12 protein-coding genes are annotated in these 12182 nt (G+C 62.8%); all 12 read left to right on the top strand.

What is annotated here, in order from left to right; all coding sequences use genetic code 11:
* Positions 1–87: 87 nt before the first annotated feature.
* The 12 genes from WKV53_RS14085 to WKV53_RS14140 all read left to right on the top strand — a co-directional run bounded on the left by WKV53_RS14085 (position 88) and on the right by WKV53_RS14140 (position 12071).
* A complete protein-coding gene (locus WKV53_RS14085; RefSeq protein ID WP_341405295.1) occupies positions 88–306 on the top strand; it encodes a hypothetical protein in 219 nt (72 codons plus the stop codon).
* 369 nt (positions 307–675) lie between these two features.
* The gene (locus WKV53_RS14090; RefSeq protein ID WP_341405297.1) at positions 676–1206 is read left to right on the top strand and encodes a hypothetical protein; all 531 of its coding nucleotides are present in this window, start codon (positions 676–678) and stop codon (positions 1204–1206) included.
* A 312-nt stretch (positions 1207–1518) separates the two neighbouring features.
* On the top strand, positions 1519–1860 hold the full coding sequence (locus WKV53_RS14095; RefSeq protein WP_341405298.1) for a hypothetical protein: 342 nt from the start codon (positions 1519–1521) through the stop codon (positions 1858–1860).
* On the top strand, positions 1857–2045 hold the full coding sequence (locus WKV53_RS14100) for a hypothetical protein (protein ID WP_341405299.1): 189 nt from the start codon (positions 1857–1859) through the stop codon (positions 2043–2045). The genes WKV53_RS14095 and WKV53_RS14100 overlap by 4 nt, the downstream gene beginning before the upstream one ends.
* Positions 2046–2292: 247 nt before the next feature.
* Positions 2293–2478: a hypothetical protein gene (locus WKV53_RS14105; RefSeq protein ID WP_341405300.1), complete on the top strand. Its 186-nt coding sequence runs from the start codon at positions 2293–2295 to the stop codon at positions 2476–2478.
* Between the two features lie 38 nt (positions 2479–2516).
* On the top strand, positions 2517–2768 hold the full coding sequence (locus WKV53_RS14110) for a hypothetical protein (RefSeq protein WP_341405301.1): 252 nt from the start codon (positions 2517–2519) through the stop codon (positions 2766–2768).
* A 367-nt stretch (positions 2769–3135) separates the two neighbouring features.
* Positions 3136–3642 carry a hypothetical protein gene (locus WKV53_RS14115; RefSeq protein WP_341405302.1) on the top strand — a complete coding sequence of 169 codons (507 nt, stop codon included), beginning with the start codon at positions 3136–3138 and terminating at the stop codon, positions 3640–3642.
* Positions 3643–3702: 60 nt separating this feature from the next.
* The gene (locus tag WKV53_RS14120; protein WP_341405304.1) at positions 3703–4698 is read left to right on the top strand and encodes a hypothetical protein; all 996 of its coding nucleotides are present in this window, start codon (positions 3703–3705) and stop codon (positions 4696–4698) included.
* A gap of 197 nt (positions 4699–4895) precedes the next feature.
* On the top strand, positions 4896–5654 hold the full coding sequence (locus tag WKV53_RS14125; RefSeq protein WP_341405306.1) for a P-loop NTPase family protein: 759 nt from the start codon (positions 4896–4898) through the stop codon (positions 5652–5654).
* Positions 5655–5752: 98 nt separating this feature from the next.
* The gene (locus tag WKV53_RS14130) at positions 5753–6277 is read left to right on the top strand and encodes a hypothetical protein (protein WP_341405308.1); all 525 of its coding nucleotides are present in this window, start codon (positions 5753–5755) and stop codon (positions 6275–6277) included.
* 365 nt (positions 6278–6642) lie between these two features.
* Positions 6643–8106: a hypothetical protein gene (locus tag WKV53_RS14135; protein ID WP_341405309.1), complete on the top strand. Its 1464-nt coding sequence runs from the start codon at positions 6643–6645 to the stop codon at positions 8104–8106.
* An 86-nt stretch (positions 8107–8192) separates the two neighbouring features.
* The gene (locus WKV53_RS14140; protein ID WP_341405310.1) at positions 8193–12071 is read left to right on the top strand and encodes an Ig-like domain-containing protein; all 3879 of its coding nucleotides are present in this window, start codon (positions 8193–8195) and stop codon (positions 12069–12071) included.
* Positions 12072–12182 lie beyond the last annotated feature (111 nt).

Below are 12182 nucleotides of genomic sequence, written 5' to 3' on the forward strand. Positions count from 1 at the left end.
ACCGAATCGGTAAAATTTCTCAAACTATATTATTGCCAATTTACCGAAACGGGAACATTGTTCCGCCGTCAGTAAGAAGTCCCCCAGATGCAAACGACGCTTCATTTCGATCCCACGCGCTATCCGGAGCCGGTCCTGCGGTTGCTTTTGGCGGCGGCGGAGCAGTGGCAATGCACGCCGGGCGAGGCCGAGGCGCGTATCCTGGAACAGCGGGCGCGCAAGGAGAGCTTCGTGAATCCGCGGCTGGCTACCACTCAACTCGCGGCCGAGCTGGAAGCAGCACAGGCGCAGCGGGCGGGTGGGTGATGCGTCATCTAACAGATTCGTGAAAGTAAGGCCGGGATCGGGAGGATGGGACGTATGGGCCGATCTAACAGATCCATCGCGGTGCCTGAAAAAGACGAAGTGAGATTTCAAAACCAGCCAGCTGCTCGCGATCTGCGGGACGACATCTGAAATCTGAATCTAAGATCTGAATCAATTTTCCCTCCATAGCCCCGAAAGGCTGCGAAGCCGAGTAGGGGTGGATTTTCAAAGAAGCAATACGTGGGCCGGTCTAACAGGCCATCGGCTTGAAAAGACCTGCCGCCCACCGCCGGACCTTTCGGAGAAAGGTCCCTGCCTGAAATACCTCCACCTGATCGCCAGCCTCACGACCTAATCCTAACACCTGCCATGAACTCCACTCCATCGCTTGCCACTTCATCGTCATCTCTCGACCAGGCGCTTGCTGAGATCGAGGGGATGGCGCGTGGGGCGATGGCAGCGGAGGGGGCGCGGGGGTGGTGGCATGCGGCGCGGATCGTGCGGCTCTTCGGTGATGCGGGGCGGGCGATGAGGCAGCAGGCGCAGCATGCGAAGTATCACGCGGAGAGGTCGCCGGAGAAGGCTGCGGCGTATCGCGGTGCGATGGTGATCGTGGCGCGGCACAGCGGTGAAGCGCTGGCGGACTTTGATCGTGCTGATGGTGATCGCGCGGATGCTGCGTGTGAGCGGAGGCCGGGGTCCGCTGCAAGGCAGATCAAGATGAAGAAGAGAGGACCTGGATGGATGGGATGGATGGGAGTGGAACGCGAGGACGCGACTGCGGGGGTGGTGGGCGTGGCCGGTGCGTTTCCTGCATTCTCTCCATCCCATCCATCCCGGTCCTGTCTTCCGCGGCCTGATCCTTTTCCCTCCGTGTTCATCCCGTTCATCGGTGGTTGAGAGACTCTGTCCGAGAAACCTGCGAGCTCCCGTGTTCCTCCGTTCCGCTCGCGGGTTTCAAAGACAGAAGTCCAACCACCGATGAACCGGGTGAATGCGGGGTGCGTCTCCGGTGAACGGGTTCGCGCTTCAATTCATCATCATCACGGTTTCACAGATTTCGCGCCCGGCCGGCGCACGATGCCCATGGTGAGGCGGGCAGTGCGGGCCGGCCGGGCCGCGCCTCTTTTTCTCCCTGCCTCTGCCTGATGCGGCCATTCGCATCCCGATTTTCGACCGATCCCATTTTCCATGCATTCACCTTTTCATGCCGTGATGACGACTGCCGTGCTCGATGTGCGGGAGCTTGCGCAGCTGATGGTCCGCTACTCGGGGCGGGCATCGCGCGGTGCGGCGGCAGGGTGCCGCGATGAGGAGGAGGATGCGGTGCTGCTGGGGAAGCTGCTGCTGCTGGATGATCTGGCGTGGCGGGTGTGGAGCGAGGAGATGAGCGCGACGGAGATGGCGGAGCTGCGTGCCGCGGCGAATGAGCTGGGGAGGGCGGTGGAGGTTCTAACAGGGCGGATCGCGGCGGCTTCGAAAGGTGGGGCGGGGGTGGTGGATGATGGGGAGGCGATCGATCTAACAGAAGTGGAAGGAGGCATCGCGCGATGAGGGCGATGCTGAAGGTGGCCACTCCTGGGGATCCCGCGGTGAGCGGGATGGAGAGGGTGGATGGAGTGATGAATCCGGAGAGTGCCCTCAGCGGCCTAGAGCTCGTCCGGCGGATTTCGTCCATCCTCTCCGTTTCGTTTGCCGCAGGTCCTCAAGGCAGGCTTTCCGCGGCTCACGAACTCTGAACTCTGAACTACGGACGCTCTGATGACGATGCGCGAACATTGGCAAGATGGCTACCGGGCCGGGCTGTCGGCCTGGCGGGTGGATGGCAAGCATGCGATCCCGTCGCAGCATCCGTGCGGCGAATCGCGCGCGGGGGAGGCGTGGTTCCGCGGGTGTGTGGAGGGTTTGAGGGTGGCGGAGCAGTCATCGGGCAGCGGTCATCGGTCATTGGAGGGCGGGGAACTACCATGAGTGCCGTAGTTGGAGATGGATGTGAATTTTCAGCGGGGCGGCTGCGCCGTTCCGGCGGGGTGGGGGCTGCTGCGGTGGGGCGGTGGCGAGTTGGTGGTGCGCGCCTCACCCCGCCGGAAGGACGCAGTCCTTCCGCTACGAATGCTGGAGGGCGTGAGCGCCCTGCTGGTCGATGACCGGTGGCCGATGATCGCTGACTGATCAGCGATGACTTTTTGTTTCTCTTTTCTTTTTCGATTATGATTACGAACCAGCCTGAAAGTGATGTGGATACGAGTGAAGAGCCGGTGTTGCTGCGGATTCCGGAGCCGGCGATCGGGGTGCCGCCGGGGGCGCTGCGGCGCCTTCTGGCGAGCTGCCGGCATGGACTGAATCCGCGCGTGGGGTGGTCGGAGAACCGGCCGCGGATGGATCAGGAGGCGATGCAGATCCGCGGGGAGGTGCTGGGGGAGATCGAGGTGCAGCTGGAGAGGCTGCTTTCGAGCAGTTGAGGGTGGTTGTCGGAGCTCGCTGAATGGGGGTGGAGGTGGATTCGTTTAGATACTATGGATTTAGTAGTGGGGTTGCTGCTTGCCTGGGGCGGGTGGCGGCTCTTGGCGGCTGTCGCGTGGGGCGGGCCTCACACTGGGTGGACAGGAGTGTCCACCCTCCTTAGCGCGGATGGTGCTGTGCGCGTTTCGGCGGCTGGCTGGTGAAAACTTTGAAACTTCTTTGCTCGTGATCTCTACATTCTCTGCTTCCCGTTCGACTTCTTCTCCTTCTGCTTCCTCGTCGTCGCGGCGGCCCTTGCGGTATCCGCTTTCGGCGGAGGGGCTGGGGAATTTTTGCCATCCGGGGTGTGAGGTTTTTTCGCGGGTGGTGCGGCATCCTTCGGGGGTGGTGATGGCGGCGAATGGTTGTGTGGCGCTGCGGGTGTCTCGGGGGCCGGTGGTGTTTGATGATGGGGTGGCGGAGGCTGGGGCGGAGTTTGTGGAGCGGGTGGATGCGTTGCCGTGGGGTCGCCTGGCGGATGATGGGATGCGGATCCGGCCGCCGGTGTGGCGGGGACTGGATGGGGTGCGCGGGGAGCTCTATGCGTGCGGGGTGGAGGAGCTGTGGAAGGAGGGGCGGATGACGTTGGCGAAGCCGGTGTGGGTCGGTGGGGCGATGATGGTGCCGCTGGCGGTGCTGCAGTTGATTGCGCGGTTGCCGCGGGTGGAGTTGCGGTTGGATGGGGCGGGGGATTTCCTGCTGATCCGGTTCGCGGGTGGAGAGGGGATGGTGGCGAATCGCTGGCGGAGGGCGCGGGGTGCGGAGGTGCCGGCGCACGTGGGTTCGCTGTTTACGCCGGAGGTGGCGTGTTTGCCGGGGGGATTGGTGGCGTGAGGAGATGACTTATCTAACAGAATCTGGAATTTGACCGCTGACGACTGACCTCCCCTTTTCATGGAATTTCTGAATCTTCATTCAAGCGCGCTGGACTCGCCGGAGATGGCGGGTGCGGATCCGGCGGAGCTGGGCACGTGGCTGATGCTGGCGCGGTATTGTGCGGGGCAGGAGAATGGCGGGGTGATTGCGGGGTGCCGTGAGTGGCGGGATCGCAAGTGGCAGGCGGTGGCGCGGGTGGCGCAGGGGATGGTGATGCGGGAGGCGGAGCTGTGGACGTGGGATGGTGATGACTTGCATGTGAAGCATTATCCGGCGGAGCAGGAGGCGGCGGTGAAGGCGAAGCGCGAGCGGAATCGCTGTGCGGGCCAGGTGAAGACGGAGACGAAGGCGGAGGCAGCGCGGGTGAATGGTGCGCGCGGGGGAAGGCCGCGGAGTCGTGGGGTGGGTGGTGGTGAAGTGGGTGCGGGGGCGTTGCTTGATCTAACAGATGCGGGTGGTGGTCCTGGCGATGGGAGCGATATCCCAACCGGAAACCCAACGGGATTTTTTGTGGGCGTGGATGATATCCGGACGGAAGGAAAGGGAAGGGAAGAAAATGAAAGGGAAGTACTAGAGGAATGTGAGAGTGCGCGCGAGGGTGCGCGGGGTCGTTCGTTTGTGGTGGGTTCTGGTTCGCGGGATGGTGAGCGTTTCGGTGATCGGGATCGTGAGTTGGAGATTTCGCGGCAGGCGGAGACGATTGTTCGCAGTTATCCGCGGCAGGAGAGATTCGCGGAGGCGCTGATGATGGTGCGTGGGCACCTGGCGGCGGGGGAGAGTTTTCCGGTGATGCTGGCGGGGACGAAAGCTGCGGCGGAGGCGCTGGCGAAGGCGCCATCGGGGGCGGCGAACAAGTATGCGCCGAGTGCGCTGAAGTTCTTCGAGGGGAAGCGGTGGATGGATGATCCGGGGACGCTGATCCGGCCGGCGGTGGTGAGTGGTGGTAGTCGACAGGATCGCGGGGAGATGTCGGCGGAGGAGGTGGCGATGCAGTTGGGGGGGAGGGTTGGTTGAATTTTGGATTGGGGATTTTGGATTGCGGATTGGAGAAGATGAGACCGGGGGTGGTGAATACGATGGGTGTAGTAGTATGGGGATTCTGTTTGTCGGAGACGCGTCGACGGAACGTCGACACCCCTTATGGGCGTTTCGGGTGGGCGGTGCTTGGGGTGCGAGGATGGATTTAACTGATGGCTTTTGACCACTGACTGATGAGTGCTGACCTTGCTTCTTCTTCCCTTCGCTGTGCTTGTGGTGAGCCGGTGGATGCGACGTTGTTGGAGATCCGGAAGTTCTTTCCGTCGTTGTCGCCGGATCTTTGCTCGGGGTGCTATGAGGTGGCGGAGCGGGAGTCGGCGGAGCGGGCGCTGTTAGAGGCGGAGCGGGCGGAGATGCGGGAGCGGCGGGCGAGGCTGGAGGCGGCGGTGCCGCCGGAGATGCTGGGGACGCGGGTGGATCATGCGGCATTCAATGGGGCGCTGTGGGAGCGGGTGCGGGAGTGGCGGCCGGCTTGTGGGCGGTGGCTCCTGATCACGGGGTTGCCAGGGCGGTGCAAGACGCGGGTGGTGGCGCTGCTGGCGAAGGAGCTGATTTTGAACGATGGCGTGCGGGTGGTGTGGACGAGCGCGATCGAGCTGCAGGCGGCGGTGGAGGACATGCGGAGCCAGAATTATGCGGTGGTGGATGCGGCGCGGACGAACCTGCGGGAGTGGAAGCATGCGGCAGTGCTGGTGCTGGATGACCTGGGGAAGAACACGTGGACGCCATCGCTGGAGGCGCGGCTTTTCGAACTGATCGATTTCCGGAAGACGCGGCTGCTGCCGACGATCGTGACGGCGAATACGGCGCTGCCGGAGCTGCTGCGGACGAAGCAGGTGGGGACGGAGCGGGGCGGGCCGATCATCGGGCGGATCCTGGAGGCGAGCCGGGGGTGGAATGTGGAGGCGGGGGAGGTGGGGAGGAGTTGCTAGTGTTCAGTTTGAAGTTTTCAGGAAAGGCATCGGGATGGTGGAGGAGCCGCAGCGCGTAGAGATCTAGAAGAGTTGAGACGATGGGGGGAGGTGGGGATATGGAATCTGACGAATTCTTTGATTTGAGCGAGAGGCCGAGATTGGAGCTGAGTCCGGAGCCGGAGCCGACGTGGAAGGAGAGGCGGAGGGGGCGGAAGAGGGCGGCGAAGTCGAAGGGGAAGGTGCAGGTGGTGGTGCCGGAGGTGGACGCGGGGATGATGGCGGAGGCGGCGGGGGTGAGCCTGCATGCGATGATGATGGCGGAGCTGGAGGCGCTGGGGGATGAGGATGGTGGCAGGGAGGATGCGGGGCCGGAGGGTGAGGGGAGGCTGCATCATCTGGACTATGACCGGACGAAGGGGTGGATGCTGCGGGTGACGGTGGAGGTGGGGAAGAAGGTGATCGGAAAGCGCTTGAAATTCAGGCTGCGGACGCGGGATGCGGCGGAGGCGGAGAGGGCGCGGGACCTGGTGCTGGCGACGCTGAAGCGGCTGGGGCTGCGGGTGAGATTGAGGATGCAGGGGCGGCAGGGCGCTGGGCTGAAGAGGGGCGGTTCGGAGGGGCGAGTGATCGGTGATCGGTGAAAAGGCAGCGGGGTTGGTGACGGGAGGAACCACGGATTGCGCGGATGGCGTGGATGAAAGGCAGGGGAGAACCACGGAAGGCACGGAATACACGGAAGGTGGATGGATGTGGCGGGGGAAATCGGACTGGTGGAGTTAAGGGGGGCCAGTCGACGGGGGTGACGAGGGGTGTTTTTCAGACAAAACTCTGTTTGGTCTGTGGACGTATGATTGTGAATAACTTTTGAAGGGTGACCATATTGACAGGAATAGATGCTTAAAATAGACGGGAAATGCGTCAGGAGTAATGCCTCGCGGAAGAGATTTGCCGTAACTTTGGCAAAACTTCCGGCGCTAACCCAACCCAATACTAGAAAGAGAAAACCATGAAATTGAACAAGATCGCGCCGAGTGCGCACCCGATGACCGTGCCGGCTTTCGCGCTGGCGAGCTGCCTGAGCCTTTCGATTGCCACCGCGGCGCCGTGGTATGGCGACTTATCGGTGCTGCCTGGCAGCGGGGAGGCGGGCAATGCGGTCGTGACGGGGAATGTGGAATCGGGAGGCGATCTCTCGGCGCATGGCGTGGTGGATTTCGGCGTGGCGACGTCGAATGCGACGCTGCCGGGACTGACGCTGAAGTATCTGGGATCGTCGGAGCATGATGCGGCCTTCGACCTGACGGATTCGCTGGGGAGCTTCCTGTGGCGGGACAATTCGGGCGGCACGGTGCGGCCGAAGATGAAGCTGAGCACGGACAATATCCTGTCCGTCTACAATGCGGCGGGCACCTCGGCGACGATCACGCTGCAGGGCGCCACGGGGCAGATCAATCTGAGCGGCACGGGAAGCGGCATCACGCAGAATGGCACTTCCGTTTTCACGGTGGGGAGCACGGGCAGCATCACGTGGGACCGGCCGCTGGGGATCACGAGCACCACGGCGGCGCAGAGCTCGATCACGGGCGCGCTGACAGTGGCGGGTGGCATCGGGGTGGGGCTGGATTCCTATTTCAACAACGTCCGGATCGGCAAGGGGAAGAACAACCGGGACTATAACATGGCGGTGGGGGAAGAGACGATGATGCTCAATACCACGGGGACCAATAACACAGCGCTGGGCTATGGCTCGATGCAGGCAAATACCACGGGCTCGTCCAACACCGGTGTGGGTGTGGCAACGGTCTACTACAACAGCACGGGCAGCGAGAATACGGCGGTGGGACGCCAGGCGCTGTGCACCAATACGACGGGCAGCTCCAACACGGCGGTGGGCAAGTCCGCGATTCACCAGGGCAGCGGCAGCTACAATGCGGCGGTGGGAGCGGAGTCCCAGCGGTATAGCCTCACCGGCTACGGCAACAGCACGCTGGGCTACCAGACGCTCTACAACATCACGAGCGGCTACCAGAATGTGGCGCTCGGCCGGGCGGCGCTGCTCAACAACAACACGGGTGCCAATAACATCGCGATCGGCGCTTACTCCGGCCGCTATCAGGCGAACGGGAGCAGCACGCTGGCGAACCCGGAGAACAGCATCTACATCGGCGCGAATGCGCGCGGGTATTCCGATGCCGACGACAACTCGATCGTGATCGGCTATGGCTCGATCGGTGAAGGGGCGAACACGACGGTGATCGGCAACTCGGCGACGACGAGCACGCACCTGTATGGACAGACGAATGCGAATTCGCTGAAGGTGACCGGCCAGTCGGAGCTGGGCGCACAGGTGACGGTGGAGCAGGCGAGCACCGCGGCGAAGGCGATGAAGGTGCTGGCGGACGGGACGATCCTGATCAAGCCGGGCGGGAATCTTTCCATGGGCAGCTTCACGGCGGGTGCCCAGCCCTGAGCCAAATCGGTGGAGGAGGTTAGAAGAACCACGAGATCCAATTTATCATCATGAGAAATTCATTCGCACTTTTATGTGCGGTCATCATGGCGTGCCTGACAGGGCTCGCCCATGCTTCCCACCTGAAGGGTGGGTCGGTCACCTGGAAGCGGGATACAACAGTAACCACCAGCTTCGTCGCGAAGGCGGAGGTGATCATCAACTTCGACTTGTCGGCAGCTTCAGGTCTGCTTGACCCGATCGAGCCGGATTCCACCCACATCCCGACGGTCAACAATCACCCCTTCTACAAGGTGGGCGACATCGTGGGCTCGAGCGTGACCTTGGATTGGGGAGAAGGCCCGACGGTATCACTCACCGAATTCAAGGTGGTGGCGGTGGATCCGGCTGCCCAGATCGTATCGGCGAAAGCGGTGGAGTATGACCCGGACGGTGACGCCGATAACGATGGTATCCCGGATACCGAGGATATCGTCCCGAAACACGTCTATGGCTGGCCGACGGGTGTGACTTCCCGCGACATCACGGTTTCGGCTAGCGCCCGGGACGATTCGGAAGAGCTGGTCAATCGCACCAACACACTGATGCGGATCCGCAGCCGGGTGACGAAGGCCGAGGGCAATACGCCGCCGGCATTCAATCCTGCGGATGCGACCCTGTTTGTGGTGCCCCAGGGGCTGCCCGCCGAACCGAAGGTGACCTTCGAGGTGCCAAAGGCATTCGATCCGGAGGCCGCCATGACGGTGCCGGAGGAGGAGCGTGACACGGTGAAGTACAGCTTCATCGAGCACGAGTCGGATGCCTCCGACATGGATACCGAGAACGACAAGTCGTGGGAGGAACTCCAGGGGATGACGATCACCGAGGATGGCCATATCACGTGGGATACTTCGAATATCAGCCAGACGATCAAGACCTTCTCCGTCCAGGTGGTGGCGAAGGACTATGCGCCCGGCAGCACGACCCCGAAGTCGAGCACGACGGTGGAGCTCCAGCTGTGGGTGAATGACACCACGCAGGAGGGCAAGCCGGAGATCGAGGTATTTCCGGCGAGCGAGAAGATTTACTTTCGTGAGGGCGAGAAGGGTAGTTTCAAGGTGATCGGATTCGATCATGGCGAGAATTCGCGCCTGGTGCTGCACCACACTCCGGCGGAACTCCCGCTGGGAGCCAGGCTGCTGCCGACCGCGGGATTCGCGGGGGCAGGGGAGGACAACGAGGGTGACCACCTGACGTGCACCTTCGATTGGACGCCGACGGAAGCGCAGGCGGGCCAGGAATATAAGATGAGCTTCCAGTTCGAGGACGACGATGAGCTCCTGTCGAAAGTGGTGGAGGTGACGGTGAAAGTGCTGGGTGAGACGGAGGACCCACCGCCGGCGGAGCCGTTGGTGCTGACGGTGAGCCAGACGAGCTTCACGGATGTGCCGCAGGGGACGACGATCACCTTCACGGCCACGGGCACCTGTGCTGCGACGCCGGGTGTGCCGCTGGCGATCAACTCGCACAGTGAGATTCCGGAAGGGGCGACCTTCACGCCGCAGCTGCCAGCGAGGGCGGACAGCGATGTGGGTGTGGGGGTGGAAACGACCTTCTCGTGGCATACGGACTCGCATGATGCCACGCTGCCGGACGAGCCGATCGAGATCGAGCTGGTGCTGTCCGATGCGTATGGCCGGACGCAGACCCAGACGGTGAGCATCACGCTGCAGGATCCGCCGCCGGCGCCATTGATCACGCTGGCTGCGGGGACGACGACGCCGGTGACCGGGACGATGTGGAATAGCCTGCTGGTGAACTTCGATGCGACCGGCGGCAGTCGCCAGCATCCGGGGCTGAACTTCCAGGCGCTGGATGGCGGTGAGCTGGTGAGGACGGAGATGGACTCGCCTGCTTCGAATCTCTTGTTCTGGCGCCTGACGCCGGGCCAGGTGCAGGCGGGGAGCGGAACGCTGCACGTGAAGGTGACGGATGAGTGGGGCGCGAATGCCGTGCTCAGCGTCCCCTACGTGGTGAGCAATCCGTCCGCGCCGGCATGGTGGGGTCCGGGAGCCGTTCTAACAGGTGGGGCTGCGGTGGATTTCAGCATGGCGAACCAAGGCCAGCTGAAGGCGATCGTGACGAGTGCCTTCACGAAGCTGAAGGTGGAATACCCCGATGCCGAAACGTCGACTGAGGAGGGGATCGCGCTGGCTGCGTATGTGAATGGCCTGGAAGCAGGGACCAACAACTACGAGCCGCTGCGGCAGGGTCAGCTGAAGCATGCGGCGAGCTTGTTTTACCAGGCGATCGGCAAGCTGCGGGGCAAGGAGGACATGGGCCTGCCGTGGCCAGAGGGCACGGATGACGTGAACAACTACGCGGCGGTGACGGTGGGACAGGTGAAGATGATCTTCAGCTTCCCGCAGCCACTGGGCGGTGTGGTCTTCAATGAGCCGCCGACCTCGGTGGTGATCACGAGTCCAAAGAACGGGGCGACGATCATCGGGGAGCAGGACATCGAGGTGAAGGCCTCGGCGACCGATCCTGACGAGGTGATCGACCGGGTGGACTTCTACGAGGGCGGTGTGCTGTTTGGCACCGATAGCTCGGCACCTTACTCGGCGGTCTTCCCGGCGGCAGCGCTGGGCGAGCATGTCTTCAAGGCGAAGGTGGTGGATAATCAGGGGCTGTCACTGACGTCCCGCCCGGTGACGGTGACGGTGGTGCCGGATGCACCGGACCTGGTGGAGATCAAGAGTCCGGCGGCGGATAGCCATTTCCCTGCCGGGCAGACGGTGCCGATCGAGGTGAAAGTGAACGATCCCGACAATAACCTGGTGCAGATGGAGCTGTACGAAGGGACGACCTTGATCGGGACGTATGGTGCCTCGGCTTCGGGGACCTACACGCTCTCTTGGCTGCAAGCCACGCCGGGGACGTATGATCTGAGCGTGCGGGTCATCGATGCGGAAGCGCAGGAGCTGACTTCCGCGCCGGTGGAGCTGGTGCGGGATTTCAATCCCGGTCCGGACGTGGTGGTGTACAGGCCGGCGCAGAACGACCGGACTCCAGCCTACAAGAAGACGGGGGCGAACACGAGCATCCCGACGGGGACGATCGAGATCGATGCGATGGTGACGGATGTCCACGGGGTGCAGTCCGTGCGCTTCTACGGCGGCCCGGCCGGTGGATCGCTGACGCTGCTGGAAGAGGACTACGGTGCGCCCTTCGCTTGCTCGTGGAGCGGCCTGTCGGCAGGAAGCTACGAGGTGCGGTTGGTGGCGACGGACATCTATGGTGCCACGACCACGATCGACCGTGACGTGACGGTGGTGGCGCCGACGACGGTGGTGCTGCAGCAAGGCCTGAACCGGGTGACGCTGCTTCCGGATGCGACGAATGGGTATACGGGAATGGCAGATACCTACATCCGCTCGAGCGTGCCGAACATGACGGCGGGCAGTGATCCGACCTTGCTCTTCGACGAGGGGCATCCGGCGAGCTACGGCCTGATGTATTGGCCGCTGGTACCGGGGCTGACCGGGATCCCGTCCACGGCGACGGTGCTGGATGCGAAGATCACTTTCGACGTGATCAGCGCGGGCACCTGCCATTGCCAGGTTCTGCCGGTTAAAAAGGATTGGGATGAAACGGCTGCCACGTGGAATACCACCGGCCTGGCCTACGCTTGGGATACGCCGGGGGCAAAGGGCTCCGGTGATGCCGGCGGATACGGGCTGGCTTACATGGCGCACGGCAGCGCCGGCACGCGTGAGATGGGCTTCGAAGACGTGCGGCCGCTGCAAGCCTGGATTGGCGGGACGCCGGTCATCGACGGCATCAACTATGGTACGAACCAAGGCTTCAAGATCGATGTCTGGGGCGAAACCGTGAAGGATGAGGATCCCTTCGTGGTGAGCTCGTCGGAAGCCACGGACGTGACCAAGCGGCCGAAGCTGACGATCACGTATTATCAGGACTGAGACTGAAGCTGAGACTGAAAGGAGGGGTGCAGTGCAGGCGGTTGGCCGAGGGATTGGCTGAGGGTTTGTGCTGCATCTGCTCCGATCTGATTTGATCTGATGATCTGCGGG

The organism is Luteolibacter sp. Y139, from assembly GCF_038066715.1.
Classification (GTDB): domain Bacteria; phylum Verrucomicrobiota; class Verrucomicrobiia; order Verrucomicrobiales; family Akkermansiaceae; genus Haloferula; species Haloferula soli.